Genomic DNA, 23,307 nt, shown 5'->3' on the forward strand with positions numbered 1-23,307 from the left:
CAAACATGTACGCCAGCATCCAAAGTCGACATTTTTCGATATCTTTGGATGCTGACGTACAGCTTTTGCAACATAGTCATTGGGGACGTTCTTAAATGACTAGCCGTTAAAGAACGTCCCCAATGACTAGCTAACCGTGGAAGCGGGCTATGGGCGCAAGTGGCTGCTCGCGAAAGACGCGATCGACGGCGGCGCGGTATTCGTCGACCTTTTTAGTCTTGCGTACGAGCTTGTGAACGGTAGCAGGATCGGCGAAGGCGCATTTAGCGTAGAACCACCACTCCTTCATGCGAAAGACCGCGTTGCCGCCAATCTCTTCTGCATATGCTGCAAACAGCGTGTCGTGGAAGCGCTGCAGTTCGGCTGCCGTGGCAGCAGGGCCGCCCTTGACCATGCGAGCCAACGCGGGGTTCGCAAGCAAGCCACGCCCCAGCATCACATGGCGTGTACCGGGATAGGCCTCCACCAGCGCCTCCATGTCCTCAAGATCAAAAATATCGCCGTTGTATGCCACCGGAAACGGTGCCCGTTCCAGCGTCTCGCCATAAAACTCTTTGCGCGGCGAGCCCGTATAGCGATCCTTCTGTACGCGCGGATGCACGATCAACTCTGCCAGCGGCATGCGACAATACAGATCGAGCACGCGCTCGTATTCGTCGTCGCTCTCCAGCCCCAGCCTGGTTTTTACCGACACCGGCAACGGCGATCGCTCGCACACATCAAGCAAGAACACCTCGAGCCCATCGAGGTTGCGCAAGAAGCCCGATCCTTTACCCTTGGCAACAACCGTACCCGAGGGGCAGCCAAGGTTGAGATTAACCTCGCGGTAGCCCATGTCGGCGAGCACCTGTGCCGCCCACACAAACTCGTCCGCGTTCTTAGACATCAGCTGAGGCACCACGTTAAGCCCTTGGTTGTTAGCCGGATCGATTTCCTTAAACGCCTTGCCGCCAAAGCGGTTGCCCACCCGCGGCGGCGGCAAAAACGGCGTGTAATAGCAGTCGAGCGCACCGAAGCACTCCGCATGCACGCGACGGAACACATGCCCGGTAATCCCCTCCATGGGGGCCAACGATAGAATCATCAACATCTACTCTCAAATCAATGCGGCAAAGGAACCGCCCCTTTGTCACATGCATTATGCCTTGTCCCCGAGGCGGCCCACAAGGCGGAGGCGGCTACTTGATGTCAGCCAGCCCTCCGACCATCCCTGTGCAACGAAGGTGAATGGCGCCCGCAAACAGCAAGCAGGGCCGCCCCACAGCAGCTCCCTCACTCGCCACTTTTTCCTTGTCCAAAAGAGGACGTTCGCGATCAATCGATCACCAACAGCACGCTGCTGACCGCCATGTCTGAACAACAGACACCCTCCACTCACATACTCAAGAGCGTATGCGCATCGCCCTCGAAAAACGATGAGAGTCGAGGCCCCATGCAGCTGCTCACCGAGCAAGAAAAGAAACGCATCCAGCGGTACTGCACGTACCCCAAGATCGCAGCGACCGCACTCGTCATGTCGTTCGTAGCATGCCTGTTGATGTTGCCGCTCCAAATGATCAACGATATCGCGTTCCACCAAAAGGAATTCCAACCCGCGGGCATATATACCGCCATTGCACTCACCGCAATCGAACTCATCATCTTTTGCTATTGCGCTCTTGCGCCGCGCTTTGGAATGCAGGGCAAACAGTGGAAGGAGCTACAGAGCAGACTTGCAGTAGCCCAAACCAACAAAGACCGCTCCGCGGAGGTCGCCGGCATGCTCGCCGCGCAAGATGCCTTGGAGCCCGTGTGCAAACGCGTCGCGGCAGACGACCCATACGAGTCGTATCACGACTACGGCTACCGCATTATCGGCTATCTGCGTGATAATGACCTCGGCGCTCAAGCAGCCTATGTCTACCTTTCTTTCGATGCAGATGGCATGCTCACGGACGTCGATTACACCAGTCAGATCGACCCCGAGGCAAGCCTTGCATACAACCTCGCCTGCAGCGAGCAGGATATCGCGACACTATGCGCCCCCGCTCAACGGGTTAGGCATTTCCGTTGCCACACCGGGCCTCCTCACGCCATGCAGCCTGTCGGATGAATTTAAACAGGCATTTTTAGCCTGATCCCTATATGAAGAAATCAGCATCAAGACGGAGGACGAATCTATCAAGTCGTACTACACCTTTGACACCGAGCCCAAAGAAGAGTTCGACAAGTACACCCATCCGGAAATTAGCCTCATGCTCTCCGCAAAGGAGGACTAGCAACTTACGCTCTAATTGACGCTCGCAAACGCCGTCTATATCTCAAGGTCTAATACTTTTCCCGAGAAGTGAACGGCTGTATTTGGACCCCCGAAGCATCGACATTCTTAGACGCCAAACCCGCAGGATTTGGCTGGCAAAACCGCAGGAAACCGCCTTCAATAAGTGTCGATGCTTCGGGGGTCCATTTTGACTCGTTCACTTCTCGGGAAAAGTATTAGACCTCGATTTACATGTCACTCAATGTGACAAAGGGACAGTCCCTTTGTCACATTATTCGGAGCGCAGGGCTTCCACGGGGTCTTTTTTGGATGCGCTGCGGGCCGGCAGCAGGCCGGCAACGACCGTCAGCAGCACCGAAATTGCAATGAGCGCCAGCGCATCCTGCACGGGCAGGCTCATCAGATTGGGTACCTGTTTGGCAGCAAGCGCCCAGGCATTAACCGGAAAACTCACGAGCACCACAACGACAATGGCAAAGACACCGGCAATGAGGCCCTCGATAAAGGTCTCGGCATTGAATACGTTGGCCACGTTGCGCTTCGACGCGCCGATCGCGCGCAGGATGCCAATCTCCTTTTTGCGCTCCAGCACGCTGATGTAGGTGATGATGCCGATCATGATGGAACTCACCACCAGGCTGATGCTCACGAACGCGATGAGCACCAAGCTGATGGTATTCACGATATCAGTCACCGAGCCCATGATGATGCCCATGTAGTCGGTGTACGAGATTGCCTGCTCGTCGTGGCCGGCGGCTTTGACCTGCTTGTTGTACGCATCGATATGGTCGAGTACGCGCTCCTTGGCCTCAAAGTCACGCGGGAAAATCTTGACCGAGATGGGATCCGCTTCATCCGCGTAGCCCAACGTGGTCAGATTGTTGTCGTAGGTGAGCTTCGACGCCTTGGCATAGCTCATCATGAGCGAGCTCAGGTCCTCGGCGTCCATGTTGAAGTGGATGGCACGAGCAAAGGCGCTCGCATCCACGCGCATGGCGCTCGCCAGGTTGGCAAAACTCGAAGACATCTGCGTCACCATCTGGTCCATGAGCCCTGCCGCGCCGGCCTTGAGCTGGGTCGACATGGTCGTTGCCACCTGCTCGCTGATCGCCTTCATCACCTGATCCATAGCCTGCTGCAGATACGGAGCCAACTGATTTTGGACATAGTCGGTCATCGCCTGTTGCAGGCGCTCGACCAGGGCATCGCCGCCGAGCGCCTTGAGCTGTGCCAGGCACTGCTGCGCCACAACATCGTTCTCGAGATACGCCGAGAATGCGGCAGCAAGCTTTGACGCGTCTTTGAGATCTTCGGGTGACAGCGCCCTAAACTGATCAGACTGCAAAAAGCCCTCAAATAGTTGGTTGGCAAGCGTTCCCACCTGTTGCATTTGCTCGGGCGTGAGCTCCAGACCGTCAAAGATGCCCGAAAAATCGGGGGTCGGCGCTTTGGCCATGATGTCGCTTAAGTCGATGTCTTTGCCAACACCCGAAAGGTCAATATCCAGGCCCGACAAATCGATGCCCGAAAGATCCATGCCACCGGCAGCACCCGAGAGTGCAGACGCATCGAACGAGAACGCGCTCTTGAGCGCCGCCTCGTCCACGCTGAACATACTGCCCAGATCCACGCCTTGCTTGGCCTCGCCTTGCAGTTCGTCGAAAGTTTTGCCCGTAAAGACATCCGTCTCGGGATGGGCAAGTTGCTCTTGCACGATCTGCGAATTGGCGGCGCGCTCCATAAGCTGGCGAGTCAACGCATGCGTATAGGCAATGCCCGGAGACAACGCGCTCGCATTGGCCGTCTCGTTAGGTCGCACCACGCCCACAATGTGCACGTCAATACCGTCGGCAACCTTGGCCGTCATAAAGTCGGCGTCGCCGGACATGTCAGTCCACATGCCGGTCTCTTCGTTTTTGCGATAAGCATCGGCCGGCGACAACACCTTAAACGTCGTGGACAGCGCATCGTCGTAAGTAAAGTCGGCGCCGCTCTCAGGCGTCTCAATCTTACCGTCGGCGGCCATGGCACTGTTCACCAGGTCGTTGAGCTCATCGATATCCAGCGCACCGATGCTGTAAAGCGTATAGTCGCCAACCGTTCCACGGCTCGAAAGCACCATTACGGCTTCGTGAGCAGACGTAGGCCAATGGCCGGCGACGACATCGTACTGGCTGTCGAGCAGACTCTGATCGTCGATCATCTCGTTGAAGACCGAGGTCCCCATGGAGTCCATGCTCACCGTTGCCGCCGAGCTCGCACCACCGCTCATGGCCTCGGTCATAGCGTTGGGCACCAGCCGGACAGGCTTCTCATCGCCCTTGCCGGCACGATAGACAACCGGCGTCACGCCGTAACCGTACTGGATGGCATTGACCTCTTTGTCGATACCGTCGCCGCCGGCATCGAGCCATGCCTTAAAGCTCGTCATATCGTTGGACTTAACACTTGCAAACATATCCTTTACGGCCGTGACCACGGGAATCTTTTTGGTTCCCTGAGCCTTGCCGTCGGTGCCGTCGTCGAACGAACCCTCGTTCTTGGACGTATCGTCATCCGTGGCCCCCTGTTCGCCCATCATGGACGACAGGTCGTAATCCTGCTTGGAAATGGTAAGCGGGTAGCTCGAAAGCGTATCCTCCTCGACCTTTTTGATGTAGCCGTTTACGCCATTGGACAGCGCCAAAATCGCCGCGATGCCAATAATGCCAATCGAGCCCGCAAAGGCCGTCATGGCCGTACGGCCCTTCTTGGTCATAAGGTTTCGGGCAGAAAGCCCCAGCGCCGTCACAAAGCTCATCGAGGTTTTGCGCGTAGGCTTGGCCTCGCGGCGCGTGGCGTCAGCGACATCGAAAGGATCAGAATCGTCGGTAATCTTGCCGTCCGCCAGGTTGACGATGCGCGTGGCGTACTCGTACGCCAGATCGGGATTATGCGTGACCATGATAACCAGACGGTCGCGCGCGACGTCCTTGAGCAAGTCCATGACCTGCACGGACGTTGTGGAATCCAAGGCACCAGTCGGCTCGTCTGCCAGCACAATCTCGGGATCATTAATCAGGGCGCGGGCGATGGCCACGCGCTGCATCTGTCCACCCGAAAGCTGACTCGGGCGCTTGTTCACGTGCTCGCCCAGACCAACGGCCTCGAGCGCCTTGCGCGCACGTTGGCGGCGCTCGGCGTGCCCCACGCCCGTGAGCGCAAGCGCTAGCTCCACGTTTTCCAAAATGGTCTGATGCGGAATGAGGTTATAGCTTTGGAACACAAAGCCGATGCGGTTGTTGCGATAGGCATCCCAATCGCGATCGTGAAAGTCCTTGGTCGAAATACCGTCGATCAGCAGGTCACCCGAGTCAAAGTGGTCGAGTCCGCCGATAACGTTGAGCATCGTGGTCTTACCCGAACCCGAGGGCCCCAGAATGGCCACAAACTCGTTATCCCGAAAAGACAGGCTCACGCTGTCGAGCGCCACCTGCGTAAACGACTGCGTAACGTACCTTTTGCAAATTCCTTTGAGCTCCAGCATGGACGGCAACCTCTCCTGCGCAGGCACCTTGCCCGCTCTCCCCCGCCGTTCGTATTCGACGCGTTTGTCCTACTCTATCCCCATTTTTTACCGGCGCCAGTGAGGAATGTAACAAACCGCACCAAAAAACGAACGGGACGGCACGCCGCGTGGCACACCATCCCGCGTATACTGTCGATAATGTGACAAAGGAACTGTCACTTTGTCACATCTGCCCAACCCTTATTGGGGCACCCGATTCCCTATTGGATGATATAGGACGGATGATACGGACACTTTTCGCCCATGCACACTGTATTGACCGCATAGCTATCGCAGGTTGGCGTCTTCTCCCATGCTTTAAGCTGTGGTCCGCCGAGCGCGTTAAAAAACGAAACGGCCTCACGAATCGCCACGCGCGCATCTCGCTTGCAGCACCGTGGGCTTCCCGAGCGCGCGATGGCGGCAAGCAGCTCCGAAACCATAAGCTGCCCCTCCTGCCAGCCTTCACTGCGCAGCGGCGCATTGCCGCGCACGATTGCATATGCCATGCCCGCAGACGCGGCTGCCCCGCACACGCCCCAGCGGGCACACGTCGCCCCCGGCACACAATCCGAACGAGACATCAAATCGGCAAGATCGTCTTTGAGCATCGCATCTCGCTCCCCAGATGCTTCGGCGTTGCGCCAGCACGCAAGCAGCACCGCGCCCACAATAAAATGGTGGATGGGGCCAAAAGCCACGCAGCGCTCATCTGCCATAACCTCTTCCAAAAGAGCCGTGGGCGTCACCGACACACTGGCCATGAGCATCTCAACAATCCAGCCTGTTTGTTCGTCTTTTGCCATGCGGCATCCTCCTCTAAAACAAATTGTGCGCACACTCCATTATGGCCTTCTTCTGCCCGGCGCGCTCAATGCGAAACAACCTGCTTCGCTCGTGCCGCCAACAAGCCCTGCTAGTTCTCGTCGCAAACCAGCCCTGCTCAGGAGCAACACCAGAGGCGATGACAAGCACGATGGACAGTGGCAACACCACGACGGCAGCTCTTTTCGAAAAAGAAGGCCCGCGCAATCGCGCGAGGCCTCCCCATTCATGGAACTATGATCAAAGCAGCCCAAAAAGCTTACTCCCACTCAACGGTGCCGACGGGCTTGGGCGTGAGGTCGTAGCACACACGGCAGATGCCGGGAACCTCGGCTGTGACGCGAGCGGTAATACGCTTGAGCAGTGCCCAGTCGAGCTCAGGCACCTCGGCGGTCATCACGTCGACGGTGTTGATGCAGCGGATGATGCAGGGCCAGTCGTAGGCGCGCTTGCCCTCGCGCACGCCGGTGGCACGGAAGTCGGGCACCACGGCGAAGTACTGCCAGATGGTCAGACCTGCCTTGTCGATCTCCTCGCGCACGATGGCGTCGGCTTCGCGCAGCGCCTCAAGACGGTCGCGGGTGATGGCACCAAGGCAGCGGACGCCCAGGCCGGGACCGGGGAACGGCTGACGCTCGACCATGTTCTCGGGCAGACCGAGCTCGCGGCCCACGACGCGGACCTCGTCCTTGTACAGCAGCTTGACGGGCTCGCAAAGCTCAAACTGCAGGTCCTCGGGCAGGCCACCCACGTTGTGGTGGGCCTTCACGCCATCCTGGGACTCCAGGATGTCGGGGTAGATGGTTCCCTGGGCGAGGAAACTGACCTCGTCGCCAACCTTGCGGGCCTCCTCCTCGAACACGCGAATGAACTCGGCGCCGATGATTTTGCGCTTGGCCTCGGGCTCCTCGACGTCCACGAGCTTATCCAAGAAGCGATCGGTCGCGTCCACATAGACCAGGTTGGCGTCCATCTGGTTCTTGAAGACGTCGACGACTTGCTCGCTCTCGCCCTTACGCATCAGGCCGTGGTTCACGTGCACGCAGATAAGCTGCTTGCCGATGGCCTTGATGAGCAGGGCCGCGACAACCGAACTGTCGACACCACCGGAAAGGGCCAGCAGGACCTTCTTGTCGCCGATCTGCTCGCGGATTGCAGCGACCTGCTCATCGATGAACACCTGGGCAAGTTCGGAAGTGGTGATACGCACCATGTCGTCGGGACGCTTGTTGGAATCCATGCAAAGCTCCTTTTCGGTTCGATGGGAATGCGTCACACGTATGCAAACGCACCGTCATATGACCTCATTATATGCAGAACAAGATGTGTTTCCCATCGCTGCGACAAAGCTTTTTGCAGGGGTGGCAATTTTTCCTACTGTCGAGCTCAGCTAGGCTTCGGTAGCCACCTTGGCAGCATCGCCAATAGACTCTTCCTTTATACGTTCTGCGTAATCGTATGCCATACCCGCAAATTCCAGTCCCGAGTAACAGGAGTACAATTGCTGCTATTGTTGCCAGCTGTTGGGAGATGGAAGATGGACTGCGATGGCTACCCATGCGTTCCCATGCCGTTGATGTGCACCGCCTTTGTGCCGGGGCAGATTGACGCTGCGGTTGCAGGCATTTCCGACCCCGATTCGCGCGCCATTGCCACGGCAGAAGCGCTGTACTTTCGCGGACAGGCCACCCTCGCTGCCAAGACGGCGCGCCCCTATCTTGACGCCACCGACCCCGCACTGCGCTATTCCGCATGCTTTATCTGCGGATACGCCAGTCTGTCGCTCAACCGTATCGCCGATGCCCGCCGGTGCCTTACTGGCATCCTCGATACGCCGGCCGACGAGGAATCGCCTGCCGTCCACGCCATGCACATCCTGTTCACCTCGGCCGCGAGCGTCCTGCTGCACTTGCCTTCCCCGTATTCCGCCGAAGAGTTTTATCCGCTTGCGGCGCATTTGCCCGAAGGCCTGCGCCTGTTCGCCAGCTACGTGATGGCGCACGCCTTGTATCTGCGCGGCGAATACGGCCGCAGCCTGGGCATGGTGGAAAATGCCCTGATCATGAAACAGGGAAGCTATCCCATCTCGGAACTGTTCCTGCACCTGGCGGCTTCCATGGCATGCATGAGCCTCAAGGACATCGACGCCGCAAAGGCACATTTCGGAGCCGCTTGGGACATTGCGCGCCCCGACGGCCTTATCGAGCTCATTGGCGAGCACCACGGCCTTTTACAGGGGCTCATCGAGGCGTGCCTAAAAGCGCAATACCCTGACGATTTCGCACGCATCATCGAGATTACGTATCGATTTAGCTACGGCTGGCGGCGCATCCACAACCCCGATTCGGGCGAGGACGTGGCCGACGATTTAACGACCACGGAGTTCACCATGGCCATGCTCGCCTGCCGCGGATGGACCAACGCCGAAATCGCACGCCACATGGAAGTATCGCCGGGCACTGTTAAAAACCGCCTATCAGGAGTGTATGCCAAGCTTGGTATCGGAACTCGCGCCGAGCTGGTCGCGCATATGTTGCGTTAGCGACCGGGCTGCCAAGCGCATCGAACGCGTTCCGGAACCCGGCGCTTCGCTCGATCAATTTGGACATTTTGACCCTTGAACGGCACTACCGCCACGGGGCACCTTCTCGCAAAATAGGATTATTTCCTCCGATATTTGCGGGATGGGAGCCCAAAATGCTTGATCGTCGTTCGCTACTTATCGCCGGAGCATCCTCGCTGGCAGGCATCATGCTGCCTCGCGTGCCGAGCAGCGCAAACGCCTTCATACTGCCATTCGCCCCCACCGAGGCCTATGCCGACGAAGAAGACCCCTTCAAGGTGCTCGTTCTCTCGCGCACCATGTTTGGTGTGGTCGTGGTCGACGTCGCCAACAAGAATATGCCCATCAAGGGAGCCCAGGTCACGCTCGCGTCGCGTTATGCCGCGGGCAAGCAGCTCTCCGCCACTACCGACGACGAGGGCACGGCCATCTTTGAGGTCGCGCCGCTTTCGGAAGGCTACGTGGACGAGGCAACGCTTCTCGACGCGTACGACTTTAACGGTGGCATCTCCATCAGCATGGCGGGCTACCGTGATGTCGAGATCCCCCTCACGCGCATCCAGGGCGGCACCGCCATTACCGCGCCCACACGTCCGCTTTCCGACGGTGAGCCGTACTTTCGCCAGCTTACGTTCGACGAGTGGGACATCCAGTACGCCGACGCCACGTTCATGGCACTGCCGAAGGACGACGCCGGAAACGACCAACCCGACACGCACGCCTTTACCGTGCAGGCACATCTGCCACAGGGTGGACAGGCAACGCTGTGCATCAACAAGGTAATGCCCGCCACGAGCAGCTCATCCGAAACCGTCACGCAAATTGGCCAAGTCAAGGCCAGTGCATCGGGTTCGGATAATCTGGCAACGTTCACACTCGAAGACACGTTCCTCGATGCAGCTTCGGGCCTTCTGGAGGAAGGATGCAAGCTGCGCTTTGTCCTCGACTATCAGGGCAAGACCTATACACTCTCCTCCCCCATGGCCGTTGTCACCGCGCCGGCCGCAAAGGCAGAATCGGGCTCGACCACTATCGTCCCCACCACCATGGACCAAGAGATTACTCCGTTTGATTTCCCGGCGGCGTTTCCCGGCATCGGCGGCAATAAGTTCACGTGCTGGATGCCCTCGTTCCCCATTTTGTTCGATTTCTCTTTTGCCGGATACGTGCTGTTTGGCGGAGGATACAAACCGGTCGGCTACATGAACGATTCGGGCAATCCGGATCCGGAATACTGGAAGAAGTCACCGCGCGAGTCGGGCGCCAAGCAGGCAAACCGCTACCTCGACGAGATGGAGGGGAAGTGGAATCAGTACAAAAGTATGAGTGCCGGTTCGGGCACCGATCCAAGGAACACTAAGCTGCTTCGTCACCACTGCACGCCGCGTTTTACGATGAATATCGCCACACAGCTGTACGGATCGCTCGCCTACGACTGGGTGGGCAAAACCTGGGGTGACAACAACGACCCCGCATTTGGCAATATTAAGGCCCTCTTCCAGGTAAGAACCGACCTCAATTGGACCGAGCAGTTTACCCTAGGACCGGTGCCGTTTTTCCTAAACGTCAACCCCTGGGTGCTGGCGAAGCTGGCGCTCGCCGTGGGTGCCCACACGCACGGCAGCGGCGCGGCGTTTTTTAAAAACATTTCGCTCGACTATTCAAACACCTCGGGCTCGTTCACCATCCAGATCGGGCTTGCCGTCACCTTTGGCGCCGGCGTTGCAGGCGTCGCTTCGTCTGCCGTGCGCGGCGCCGCATCCCTCACGCTGTTCATTGGGTACGAGAAGGCAGATGGACACCAGCTTCCGCGACTGCGCGTAGGTGCAGACGTCGATGTCGATGTGATACTCCAGTTCGTAATGTTCAAGTGGACCACCAAGGCTTGGTCGGGGTCGTGGCCCACACTCCTCGATTCGTGGAATATGTCGGTGAACAATGGCAACCAGTATGTGCTCCAGCGCTCTGAGCTCGCATTGGGTGGAGATACGCCTTACACGTTGGATGCCCGCTTCGGCACGGCCGGCAACGCCGAGGCAGGCGGCGTGCCGCAATTTATCGCATCGGCCACCATCGTCACCAACGCCGAGCTGCTCGCACGCGCCGAGGTTAAGGCCACTGCCGTAAACGTCGCGCCTGTCGTGCGCGATTGGAATCAAGCGGTCACGCGCATTAAGCTCGAGGCGGATGCAGAAAGCGACGACACGGGACAGATCGAGCATTTCGTCCATACACTGATAGAAAACGCCGCGCCGATGTATGAGTACACCTATATCGGGCAGGCGACGAACGCCGTTGCGGACCCCAACGCCAATTCTGCTGGTGTATCGGAGGACGAGCGTGGCGGCATAAAACCCTCGAGCGACAACGTGCTGTTTGCTGGCGTGCTCAGCGAAGCTCACATGAAGCTGGCAATGATTGCCGGCGTAGAATGTCTGTTCCGTATCGCCTCGGTGCGCTACGGCGACAATGGCCGCTCGCGCCTGGTGGTGCACACAAAGGCAAACGGCACGTGGTCCGCTCCCACTCCCGTGGACTTTCCCCTTGGGTTTGGCGAGGGCGACGTGGAGCGCGACGGCATATTCGATTACGACTTCGACGTGGTGGAATATACGGACGGAAGAGGAAACCAGGACGCCTACGTGCTGCTGATCTCGGGCGAGCGCCCCGCAGGTGACAACACCCTTTTCGATACGGCAAGCACAGCCGGCATACTGTCCGTCGTGCGCCTGCGCATAAGTAATAGCGAAGTTCGCGTGGTGTCGTATACGTCGTGGCGCAGCATCTCGCGCGGCCGCCTTCAGGAGGATGGCTACCATTGTCTGCAGTGCCCGCGTATCACGGTGGGCAAGACGCTCGTCGACGGGCGCCTGTCGGGTGCCTACCTCCACCGCCGCGGAACCACCGCAGAAAAGGCGCTCGGCAGCGAGGCCGAGGTTGCGCTGGAATGCTTTACCTTGTGGTCGGATGATTTGGGCGACAGTCTCACGTTCCGTCAGGTCCTCCGCTTTCCGCAAGCACCGTCGAGTATCGAGCTGGGCAAGCCCGAGAATATCAACGGCAAAATGGTGGTGTCCGTTGCGTACGAGACCGCAGACGGTTGCGGCTGCGCATCGTACGCCGTGATCGGCCAGTCCATTGCGTGCTGGGACGTTATGTCACCAGACGCCACGGTACCTCATGCGGTGCCATGGCCACAACATTCGGGCTTTTTGGCAACCGTCAACGAGCAACTGCAGCATATTACTTGGACGCGAGGCGCATCGGCATTTGCAACGCAGCCCGTGGGTGCCGCAGGCTGTGGCCCGGCATCGTTTAGCGTAAGCAACAACGGCAGGTGCGTGCTCTATGTAGAGAACACCGATGGCAAGGTGGGACAAACCTACGACGAAGAAGGCAACCCGGTAGCAGTGATGGGCAAGCACTTCCGCATCTTCGCCAGCACCTTGGCAGGCGATCTGTTCACGGAGCCGTTCGTGATGTGCGAGCTGGACCATCCCGTCGATCAGATAACGACATTTTTGACGTCGGGAGGCATGCTCTCCGCACTCGCCACGCACATTGTGAGCGCGGAGAAGAGTGAGGCAGAGCTGCACGGCATCGAAGTGCCCTTGGTGGCGTGTGCCACTCCGACGGGCGCGGTCGCTACCTCGGGCGCGGTGGTACCCGGAGCAGCAGGCGAATCCTTCATGGTCACGGTGCGAAACGACGGCAACACCTTGCTGACCGCCGGCACGATCGATCTGTACCGAGAGGGCTCCAGCCAGCCGTTCTCCAGCGCATCCATCGGATTCGGACTGAACGCACGCATGGTTTCGATCTACGATCCAGAGCTTGCCGAGGATGCTTCGGCCCAAGACATGGCACACGTGAAGTACGCGCTCGAGACGCTGGGCGCACGTTTTGCAACGCACCCGCTGGTAGCCGACAACGGCAACGCCGTGCTGGCACCGGGTTGCACGGCACAGTTCCGCATGAGCTTTGCCATCCCCGAGAGTTGGAGCGACGATGTGGGCAAACGCGTAACGCTGTATGCGAAGGCGCATAATCTGGTGGCGCTCGATCCCGTAACGCTCGAGGAAATTCGACCGGGTGCAAACTCGGCGCTGGGTGCCGTACTGCACGAGCTTCATGTGCCCGACGCGGCATGCGAACGCTCCGAAGTTCAGGTCGGCTTATGCGACAGCGCGGATACGACGGGGCTTCACGATGCACCGATGACGGCGGACGACGGTGGCGGCTCGAGTGGCGGCGGTACTGACAAGGGCGGCGGCTCCGGTGGAAGCAGCTCCAGCAGCGGCAAGGACCACAACAATAGCAAGCGCCCCGGAAAAGCGGGCGCACTTGCGGGCACGGGCGATACATGCGCTCCCCTTACGGCAGCCGCTGCAGCACTCGCCGTGGCAGGCGCCGGCCTCGTCGCCTACAGCGCCCGCCGCACGGCGCTCGAAGCCGATACCGCCAATGAGGTCAATTCGGATAGGCCCCGCTAGCTCCTAGTTACTTTTATGAGAGACGCCGACTCGGCTCATTCGTCATCGCTATGCGGACATTACAACTTCGGTTCGCAATTCAAACTTACTCGCACAATACCGACTCGGTTTTGCGCGAGTAAACGAAACCTCATCGAACTCCGAACGATTGTTCGATGGATTTCGTGTTGGTTGGAATCGTCTGTGGGCTGGGCTATGCTACCTTGACTATCTATATGACTTAAACGCAGCAAAGGAGCACCGAGAGAGCGAGTATGGCAAAAAACACCGCAAACTATGGTAACGACAGTATCCGCCAGCTCAAGGACGAGGAGCGCGTACGCCTGCGCCCCGCCGTCATCTTTGGCTCGGACGGGCTCGACGGTTGCGCGCATGCCGCCTTCGAGATCCTGTCCAACGCCGTTGACGAGGCGCGCCAGGGCTACGGCAAGCTCATCACCCTTACCGCCTTTCGCGATGGCTCCATTCAGGTAGAGGACAACGGCCGCGGCTGCCCGCTTGACTGGAACCCCTCCGAGAAGCGCTTTAACTGGGAACTCGTCTTTTGCGAGCTTTACGCCGGCGGTAAGTACAACAACAACCAGGGCGGCGACTACGACTTCTCGCTCGGCACCAACGGCCTGGGCTCGTGCGCAACCCAGTACGCCTCCGAATACATGGACGTCACGGTTTGGCGCGACGGCAACAAGTACTCCCTGCACTTTAAGAAGGGCAAGGTCGTCGGCGCCAAAAAGAAAGCACTCGAGGTTGAGCCCAGCGACGAGGACCGCACCGGTACCACCATCAAGTGGCGCCCCGATCTTGAGGTCTTTACCTCCATCAGCATCCCCCACGATTGGTATCGCGAGACCATGCGCCGCCAGGCCGTGGTCAACGCCAACGTGACCTTCCGGCTGCGCATCGAGGGCGACGACGGCGAGTTTTCCCAAGAGGACTTCTGCTATCCCAAGGGCATCGAGGACTACGTGCTCGAGAAGGTCGGTGCCGACTACCTTACCGAGCCCTTCTTTATCGAGGCCGACCGTCGCGGTCGCGATCGCGAGGATCTGCCCGATTACAACGTAAAAATCACTGCTTGCATGTGCTTCTCGCGCACTTTCACAATGCAGGAGTACTACCACAACTCCTCCTGGCTCGAGAACGGCGGCTCACCCGAAAAGGCGGCCCGTAGCGCCCTGACCAGCGCCATCGATGCCTACATCAAGCAACAGGGCAAGTACAACAAAAACGAGAGCGGCATCAAATGGCAGGACGTCCAGGACTGTCTGGTGCTGGTGACCAACTGCTTCTCCACCCAGACGTCCTACGAAAACCAGACTAAGAAGGCCATCAACAACCGCTTTATCCAGCAGGCCATGACGGCATTCTTTAAGGAGCGCCTCTCGACCTACTTGATCGAGAACAAAGACGCCGCCAACAAGATCATGGAGCAGGTGCTCATCAACAAGCGCTCGCGCGAGAATGCCGAGAAGACGCGCCAGAGCATCAAGACCAACCTGCAGCAGAAGACCGACATGGCCAACCGCGTGCAGAAATTCATCGACTGCCGATCCAAGGACAAGAGCCGTCGCGAGATCTACATCGTAGAGGGCGACTCGGCAGCAGGCGCCATTCGCACCTCGCGCGATGCCGAGTTCCAGGGCGTTATGCCCGTCCGCGGCAAGATCCTCAACTGCCTAAAGGAGGACTATCCGCGCATCTTTAAGTCCGACATCATCATGGACCTCATGCGCGTGCTGGGCTGCGGCGTGGAGATCAAGGACAAGCGCATCAAGAACCTGGGCGCCTTCGACCTGGACAACCTTAACTGGAACAAGGTCATCATCTGTACGGACGCCGACGTCGACGGTTATCACATCCGTACGCTCGTGCTCACCATGCTCTATCGCCTGGTGCCCACGCTTATCGACGAAGGCTACGTGTATATCGCCGAGTCGCCGCTCTACGAAATCAACTGCAAAGAAAAGACCTATTTTGCCTACACCGAGCTCGAGAAGAACGGCATTCTTAAGGAGATCGGCGACCAGAAGTGTTCCATCAACCGCTCCAAGGGTCTTGGTGAGAACGACCCGGACATGATGTGGCTCACCACCATGAACCCCGAGACGCGTCGTCTGATCAAGGTGGAGTCCGAAGACGTCACCAAGATGGAGACCATGTTCAACCTTCTGCTGGGCAGCGACGAGGCGGGCCGCAAGCGTCATATCTCGGAGCACGGCAAGGAATACCTGGACCAGCTGGACCTGCAGTAGCAGCAAATCGATAACGACGGCCCATAAGAAGTTCAAGAGGAAATCGTGGCAAAGAAGAAGACGAAGAACCAGCCAAAGAAAAAGCAGGTCAACGCCGAGAACGTCATCGGCCTGCACTCCGAGGTCACCAATCAGCCGATCACGCAGACGCTCGAGGTCAACTACATGCCCTACGCCATGAGCGTCAACGTTTCGCGTGCGTTCCCCGAGATCGACGGTTTTAAGCCCTCGCACCGCAAGCTGCTCTACACCATGTACAAGATGGGCTTGCTCAAAGGTGAGCGCCAGAAGAGCGCCAACATCGTGGGTCAAACCATGAAGCTCAACCCGCACGGCGACGCCGCGATCTACGAGACGATGGTGCGCTTGGCCACCGGCAACGAGGCGCTGCTCGCCCCCTTCGTGGAGTCGAAGGGCAACTTTGGCAAGTACTATTCGGGCGACCTGAGCTACGCCGCCTCGCGTTACACCGAGGCCAAGCTCTCCCCCATCAGTGCCGAGATCTTCAAAGACATCGACAAAGACCCGGTCGACTTTGTCGACAGCTACGACGGCGCCATGAAGGAGCCGCGCCTGTTGCCCACCACGTTCCCCAACATCCTTGTCTCGGCCAACAAGGGCATCGGCGTCGCCATGGCGTCTGACATCTGCGGCTTCAACCTCAACGAGGTCTGCACCGCCACCATGCACTACCTGCAGGATCCTAACTGCGATCTGCTCGAATATATGCCCATGCCCGACTTCTCGACCGGCGGTGAGATTATCTACCGCCGCGAGGAGATGGAAAAGATTATCGAGACCGGCCTTGGCAGCTTCCAGATCCGCTCCCGCTGGCGCTGGATTCCCGAAGAGCGCATCATCGAGGTCTACGAGATCCCCTACACCACCAAGACCGATGTCATCATCGATCGCATCGTCAAGCTCTCCAAAGAGGGCAAGGTCAAGGAGATCGCTGACATCCGCGACGAGACTGACCTCTCGGGCCTGCGTATCGCCATCGATCTTAAGCGCGGTGTCGACCCCGACAAGCTCATGGCCAAGCTCTATCGCTCGACTACGCTGCAGGATTCGTTCTCATGCAACTTTAACGTGTTGGTCGATGGTTACCCCCGCGTTATGGGCGTACGCCAGATCCTGCACGAGTGGGTCAAGTGGCGTATTGAGTCCACGCGTCGCCGCATTAACTTTGACTTGGGCAAAAAGTCCGAGCGCCTGCACCTGCTGCACGGCCTCGAGGCGATTCTGCTCGACATCGACAAGGCCATCGCCATCATCCGTGGCACCAAGCTCGAGGCCGAGGTCGTGCCCAACCTTATGAAGGGTTTCGACATCGACGAGACCCAGGCCGAGTTTGTTGCCGAGCTTAAGCTCCGCAACATCAACGAGGAGTACATCCTCAACCGCACCAAAGACATCGCTAAGCTCGAGGGTGAGATTGCCGAGCTAGAGGAAATCCTCTCCAGCGAAGAGAACATCAAGAAGGTCATCAGCGACGAGCTGGCTGCGGTCAACAAGAAGTACGTGATGCCGCGCCGCACGGGCAGGATTGAGCCCCATGAGGTTATCGAGGTAAGCCTGGAGCCCGAGGTCGAGGAGTACCCGGTGACCATCATGCTCTCGCGCGATGGCTACCTTAAGAAGATGACGGACCGCGTACTCAAGAAGGCTGCGACGCTCAAATACAAAGACGGCGACAAACCCTTTATCGAGTTCCCGTCCTCCAACACCCACGAGCTGCTGGTCTTTACCAACAAGAGCCAGGTATACAAGTGCAAGGTTGCGGCGTTTGAGGACACCAAGTCGGCCCAGCTGGGCTCGTACTTGCCCACCGATCTTGAGATGGAACCCGACGAGAGCGTCATCTGGGTCATCGACCCCGAGGACTACAAGGCCGACGTGCTGTTTGTCTTTGAGAACGGCCGCGTGGTGCGCGTCGCGCTTTCTGGATACGTTACCAAGACCAACCGCAAGCGCCTCAAGAACGCCATCTACGGCGGCAGCAAACTGCTGTATGCACAGGTGCTCAAGGAGGACCGCGACATCGCGCTGGTCTCGAGCGACTACCGCTTGATGAACTTCAACACGTCGCTGCTCAAGACCAAGACGACCACCAACACGCAGGGCGTCCAGGCCTTTACCGCCAAGAAGGGTCGCTCGGTCACCACCGTCGGCACGACCGAGGAAATCCTTGGCGCCGGCGTCTCGGCCGAGAAGTTCACCGCGCAGAGTCTACCCTCCGCCGGTGCCCTCATGAAAGAAAACGACATGCCGAGTCTGTTTGACTAGGACGACGGCAACGAGATCGTTAGACACTTCGCAAAGCGACGAGGCCCGGAACGCAACGGCATTGCGCCCGGGACTCGTCGTTTTTCTTCTCAACTATTTTTTAACGCAGATAAATTGATTTCTGCTTATTTTTCTGCGTAAAACATGTCAGCGCCACTGCTTCGATGCCCTTTGGTCTGTCGTTAGCAAAACTTGCAAAAGTTAGCAAAACTTGCAAAAGTTAGCAAAACTTGCAAAAATTAGCAAAACTTGCAAAGGAGCTACCATGGAGTACAGCAAGAACCCCTTTACCCCAACATTTGGAAGCGTCCCTCCCTTTCTAGCGGGTCGCGAGCATATCCTGCGCGACATCAACCGTGGCTTTATCAACGGCCCGGGAGATCCCAACCTGTCGACTATTATTACGGGAGCAAGGGGAACGGGCAAGACGGCGCTTCTCTCGCTCCTTTCAGAAACGGCGTTCCATTGTTACCCTCCATAACTTCTGATTGTTGCCGTCTTGACGATTATGTATCTTTACATTACCTTCTGAAACATATGGCGCACCTTGTCCAGGCGGCTGTTTGGACGGCGGGGCTGGATGACCGGCTCGCCGACAGCGGCCTGATACCCTTTCAGTTCCGTCAGGCATACGCTCTGCCCGTTGGTGTAAAAGGCCAGATCAGTACGGTATGCCTGTATACAGCGGGCGGGAATCTCGCCCGTAAAGACAACTTCATCCTTTTTTACCTGGACCGTTTCGATGGTGGCACAGTATTTCGGTGCATCATGATAAGCCCTGGAAAGATATTCCCGGGGCGCATAGAGGGTGAAGGAGAGATAAGGTTCCAGCAGTTGCGTCCCTGATTCCTTCAATGCCTGTTCCAATACAATCGGGGCCAATGAGCGGAAGTCCGCCGGCGTGCTGACCGGACTGTAATAAAGCCCGTATTCAAAGCAAATCTTACAGTCCGTTACGTTCCAGCCGAACAAGCCCTGCTCCAGCCCGTAACGGATACCATCCCTGACAGCGTTTTGAAAACTCTGGTTCAAGTATCCCAGCGAAACCCGGCTCTCGTATTGTACGCCGGAGCCAAGCGGGAGTGGTGTAACAGACAGTCCGATAGATGCCCAAAACGGGTTGGGCGGCACCTCGATATGGATGGTGTGGCTGGCTGCTTTGAGCGGCCGCTCCATATAAATGATGGTGGGTTCCTTTACCACTGTTTCAATCTTGTATTTTTCCGACAGCAAAGCGGAAACGACCTCCAACTGCACCCGGCCCAAAAAAGAAAGAATGATCTCATGGGTGATGGAATCCACCTCGTAGCGCAAAAGCGGGTCAGTATCCGCAATTTGCGTAAGAGCGTCCAGCAGCCGTTCTCTTTGCGTTGCCGTTTTCGGCGCAATCGTCGTCCGCAGCATGGGGAGGGGGGCATCGCGCCACCTTTCACGAGGAAGTCGGGTGTTGTCCCCCAATACGTCGTTTAATCCCACGCTGTCGCTGGGAAGAATGACAATTTCGCCCTTGTGGGCGGTGTCTGTACGAACAATCTCCCCTTTGGATGGAATACGCATCTCTGTGATTTTCAGCTTTTCTCTCCCGGCCAGGGCCACCGTATCCCGCAGGCGCAGCGTTCCGCTGTATAGCCGCAGATAGATGAGCCGCTGGTCACAATCTGTATACTCCACCTTGAAAACGCTGCCGCATAGGGCGGCGCTCCCCTGTTCCCCAATTGGTTGGAACAGCCCTGTCACCGCATCCATCAACGGTTGAATGCCAAGGCCCTTTTTGGCGCTGCCATGATAGACCGGGAACAGGGAGGCGTCTTGAACCCGCCGCTGTTCCTCCTGCGCAAGTTCTTCCCGGCTGATTGGTTCTCCTGCGATATACTTTTCCAATAATTCATCGTTATTTTCAATGACCGCATCCCATGCTTCTATGTCGGTATTTTCCTCCAGGACTATTTCCGGGGACAGCGACACCGTCTGCTTGATGATAATATCGGCGGAGAGCTTATCCCGAACAGACTGATACACGCCTTGCAAATCAACGCCAGTCTGGTCGATCTTGTTGATAAAGATAACGGTGGGAATGTCCATTTTCCGCAGGGCATGGAACAGAATACGGGTCTGGGCCTGCACACCATCTTTAGCGGAGATCACCAAGATGGCCCCATCTAAAACAGCCAAAGAGCGGTACACCTCCGCCAAAAAATCCATGTGGCCGGGCGTATCCACAATGTTGACTTTACATCTGTTCCACTGGAAGGAAGTGACTGCCGCTTGAATGGTAATCCCACGCTGCCGCTCCAAAAGCATGGTGTCCGTCCTCGTTGTCCCTTTTTCGACGCTCCCCGGTTCTGAAATGGCTCCGCTGGCATATAGCAGGCTCTCCGTCAAGGTTGTCTTTCCAGCGTCTACATGGGCAAGAATCCCGATATTGATTATTTTCATGTGATTGTCCTCCCTTTACTGCCCCGAAGGGCATAAAAATCCCCAGCAGTAAAATACTTTTACCACTGGGGATGATAATTGCGGACATACACGTATACAGCATACACCTGTTTGTGAGTGCTGTTTTTGGGGATATGTCAAAATTGATAAGGCAAAAGTATTCTTAAATTGGGTACAAAAAACTAAGCCCCTACAAAAGGGACTATCATAATCCTTTGTTCCCACTATTTGATTATAGTTTTATTTAAGAATACCTTGCCGCATATTTTTTACTCCTTTTCTGGACTTGAATTATTATATCACATCAGTTTTAGGAAAACAAGTATCTAAAAGAAATTTTTCTTCCCCTTATATGTAACAATCATACCGGCTTCCTAACGTTCAGAATGGTTTCTACTGTCTGCTGCGGTGTTTGGTTGGAATTGTCCAGCCAAAAGCCGATCCGTGGTGTTGTCTGCATTTTACTAAATACAAATTCAATGTATACAGAAAGAAATATATAAGGAGTGGGAGGGATTCCGCCGTAGTCGGCATTGTAGGAAAATCCAAAAGTTTAGATTTTCCCACAATGCTTATCTTTTGGTCTTTGGTTCGGAATAGTGTAGTGCTGGCGGTCTATCTCTTGTTTTCGGTTGCTTGCTTCCTTACCGTACATGAGCATTTGCTCATGGCATCTCGCTTTCAAAGTCTTTTGAATCTGAGCTGGGGCATATATGCGCTTGCTCAGATTTGGTAAAAGGATACGATTGCGCCTCATTTTAATATAGGGTTTCTTAAGGCAAATGCAAGCAGAAGATGCAATAGCGAAATCATTGCTATCGCATATGGCTCTCTTTCCGCTCCTTGTTTAATTGGGACTTAAATCCTTCTGATAAGCAGGACGTTTTCGCCAAAGCGCTTATAAAAAGACGGCGCTGGGCCCGATCTCACCTTGCATGCAGACTGAAGGGCAGCCACCCAGCCCGGTACTGACGAAAACGGAGGGGCAACGGCGACAGCTCCTCTGCCAATGCGAACGCAAACAACACCGTAAACAACAACCGCCACAACAAGGGTAAGAAGCCTGCAGAGGGCGGCTTTCCCATAAGTCATGGAGCTGACTGGGGCTTCGCTTGCGTCCGTATCGATTTGCGCGCGTTCGAACTCCCGCGCGGGCGATGAGGACCTTCGTGACTGCATCCCTGATGGACAGAAGCGACGAGAGCCCCTTCTCGAGCGTCGACTCAGAGCTAACGTCGTCTCTTGCTTAAACTCTCCTTCGCGGTTTCGAAACTCAAGGTCTTTTAAAGTTTCGAAAATGAGAAGACGATATGCGCAAGGGCGCGTCGGGTGGTAAGCCCCAACCATGTCATGTCGCCAGCGATGAAGGGCGCGTCTGCGCGTGCTACAATCCAACTACCAGAGATAAAAACACAGTCCCCGTCGGGTAGTCGTGGGCGTGCGGGGGTCCGCATCAGTGACCTGCCTCCTTGGTTGTCCCTTCTCTGCATGGTCATCTACATAAAGGAGGAACCAACCATGCAGATCAGTGTGTCGTCCACCCTGACCGTATATCATGACGGCCAATTCTGGGTCGGGCTGGCGGAGCATGTCGAGGACGGCAGATACGGCGTCGCCCGCATCGTCTTCGGCGCGGAGCCGTCCGATGAGGAGATCCTGCAATTCGTTGTCGGCAAATGGGAGAAGCTCTCGTTCTTCGGCGACAAGGCCACTGAGACAAGCAAGCCCGCGAAGAACCCCAAGCGGCGCGCTCGCGAGGCAGCGAAAGCCCTTAAACGGCCCGCGGTGAGCACCAAGGCACAACAGGCGCTCGCGGCACAGCGGGAAGCGATGAAGCGGGAGTCGGCTCAAGCAAGAAGTCAGCGTCGCGCGGATGAGGCGGAGGCGCGCTTCGAGCAGCGGAAGTTGAAGCGTAAGCAGAAGCATCGTGGGCATTGACCGGTGCCGACATCGGTCCAGGTGTGAACAGGGCTACGTCCCCTATTCACACTGCTCACACATACAGCAGCGGGCACGGATTCGACTGAAACTGCGCCCGCTGTCTGATGCTAAATTAATTTATCGAGCATTTGTTCTATTCCAGCGCAGTAATTAAATACGCTGGTACATAGATACTCCGATCAAGACGGCCGCGTATACGACCGGGAACTTTCGGCAATTGGATACGCGTCTGACCTGGGATATCCAAGCGAACAATTGGCCTAACCCGCAACAGGTCCCAGGCCAGACGGGTATCCAATCGAAGGGGAAGGGCGCTCCGGTGTGGAGGCAGCGGAGCGCCCGGGGAAAGCCCGGCCGGCCGGCCCCGTTCGCCTGGCCGACCGGGCCTCCGGGGTGCGGCGGACTCCCGCGAAAGAGGGGCGCCGCGCCCCGGGAAGCCGGGCTATTAGGCGGACGGCTCCTGCTGCGTGATGCAGTGGATGTTGCCGCCGCCGTAGACGACCTGGTCGGACTTGACGCCCACGCACTTGTAGACGCCCTCGCCCCAGACCTCGTCGTAGATCTCCTGGAGCGTGTCGACGGCCAGCTGGTCATTCTCGTCGCCGTACTGCGGGACGATGACGCCGTGGTTGGTCACGAGGTAGTTCATGTAGGAGGCGATCAGCGGCTCGTCGGGGACGCGCGGCTCGGCGTTCTCGTCGGCG

13 protein-coding genes are annotated in these 23,307 nt (G+C 57.3%); 7 read left to right on the forward strand and 6 right to left on the reverse strand.

The window, feature by feature from the left end; all coding sequences use genetic code 11:
* Window positions 1-130: 130 nt before the first annotated feature.
* Window positions 131-1,084, reverse strand: coding sequence for a tRNA dihydrouridine synthase (locus ACTM86_RS06850; protein WP_441036927.1), 954 nt, complete (start codon window positions 1,082-1,084; stop codon window positions 131-133).
* A gap of 348 nt (window positions 1,085-1,432) precedes the next feature.
* Here ACTM86_RS06850 and ACTM86_RS06855 point away from each other — a divergent pair, with 348 nt between their 5' ends.
* Window positions 1,433-2,092, forward strand: coding sequence for a hypothetical protein (locus ACTM86_RS06855; RefSeq protein ID WP_441016488.1), 660 nt, complete (start codon window positions 1,433-1,435; stop codon window positions 2,090-2,092).
* A gap of 439 nt (window positions 2,093-2,531) precedes the next feature.
* Here ACTM86_RS06855 and ACTM86_RS06860 read toward each other — a convergent pair whose 3' ends face one another.
* The 3 genes from ACTM86_RS06860 to guaA all read right to left on the reverse strand — a co-directional run bounded on the left by ACTM86_RS06860 (window position 2,532) and on the right by guaA (window position 7,872).
* Entirely contained in the window at window positions 2,532-5,786 is a 3,255-nt protein-coding gene (locus tag ACTM86_RS06860; protein ID WP_441016485.1) for an ABC transporter ATP-binding protein/permease, read from the reverse strand.
* A 242-nt stretch (window positions 5,787-6,028) separates the two neighbouring features.
* Window positions 6,029-6,613, reverse strand: coding sequence for a DUF5714 domain-containing protein (locus ACTM86_RS06865; protein WP_441016483.1), 585 nt, complete (start codon window positions 6,611-6,613; stop codon window positions 6,029-6,031).
* 278 nt (window positions 6,614-6,891) lie between these two features.
* Complete coding sequence (guaA, locus tag ACTM86_RS06870) at window positions 6,892-7,872, reverse strand: glutamine-hydrolyzing GMP synthase (protein WP_427794284.1); 981 nt, start codon at window positions 7,870-7,872, stop codon at window positions 6,892-6,894.
* A gap of 297 nt (window positions 7,873-8,169) precedes the next feature.
* Here guaA and ACTM86_RS06875 point away from each other — a divergent pair, with 297 nt between their 5' ends.
* The 5 genes from ACTM86_RS06875 to ACTM86_RS06895 all read left to right on the forward strand — a co-directional run bounded on the left by ACTM86_RS06875 (window position 8,170) and on the right by ACTM86_RS06895 (window position 18,707).
* Window positions 8,170-9,174, forward strand: a complete 1,005-nt coding sequence (locus ACTM86_RS06875; RefSeq protein WP_441032577.1) for a helix-turn-helix domain-containing protein — start codon at window positions 8,170-8,172, stop codon at window positions 9,172-9,174.
* A 155-nt stretch (window positions 9,175-9,329) separates the two neighbouring features.
* Window positions 9,330-13,688 (forward strand): hypothetical protein, encoded by a 4,359-nt coding sequence (locus ACTM86_RS06880; RefSeq protein WP_441016479.1) that lies wholly within the window; start codon window positions 9,330-9,332, stop codon window positions 13,686-13,688.
* 254 nt (window positions 13,689-13,942) lie between these two features.
* Window positions 13,943-15,940 (forward strand): DNA gyrase/topoisomerase IV subunit B, encoded by a 1,998-nt coding sequence (locus ACTM86_RS06885; protein WP_441016476.1) that lies wholly within the window; start codon window positions 13,943-13,945, stop codon window positions 15,938-15,940.
* A 45-nt stretch (window positions 15,941-15,985) separates the two neighbouring features.
* On the forward strand, window positions 15,986-18,226 hold the full coding sequence (locus ACTM86_RS06890) for a DNA gyrase subunit A (RefSeq protein ID WP_441016473.1): 2,241 nt from the start codon (window positions 15,986-15,988) through the stop codon (window positions 18,224-18,226).
* A 265-nt stretch (window positions 18,227-18,491) separates the two neighbouring features.
* On the forward strand, window positions 18,492-18,707 hold the full coding sequence (locus tag ACTM86_RS06895; RefSeq protein WP_441016470.1) for a hypothetical protein: 216 nt from the start codon (window positions 18,492-18,494) through the stop codon (window positions 18,705-18,707).
* Between the two features lie 35 nt (window positions 18,708-18,742).
* Here the strand turns inward: ACTM86_RS06895 and tet(W) are convergent, their stop codons facing one another.
* Window positions 18,743-20,662 carry a tetracycline resistance ribosomal protection protein Tet(W) gene (tet(W), locus tag ACTM86_RS06900; RefSeq protein WP_441016467.1) on the reverse strand — a complete coding sequence of 640 codons (1,920 nt, stop codon included), beginning with the start codon at window positions 20,660-20,662 and terminating at the stop codon, window positions 18,743-18,745.
* A 1,518-nt stretch (window positions 20,663-22,180) separates the two neighbouring features.
* On the opposite strand from tet(W), the gene ACTM86_RS06905 reads away from it, so the two are divergent.
* A complete protein-coding gene (locus tag ACTM86_RS06905; RefSeq protein ID WP_427796066.1) occupies window positions 22,181-22,600 on the forward strand; it encodes a YjdF family protein in 420 nt (139 codons plus the stop codon).
* Window positions 22,601-23,048: 448 nt separating this feature from the next.
* Here the strand turns inward: ACTM86_RS06905 and ACTM86_RS06910 are convergent.
* A partial coding sequence (locus ACTM86_RS06910) for an agmatine deiminase family protein (protein WP_441016464.1) occupies window positions 23,049-23,307 on the reverse strand: 259 nt, incomplete at its 5' end.

This window comes from Collinsella sp. HCP3S3_E11, assembly GCF_052067375.1.
In the GTDB taxonomy this organism is placed as follows: Bacteria; Actinomycetota; Coriobacteriia; order Coriobacteriales; family Coriobacteriaceae; genus Collinsella.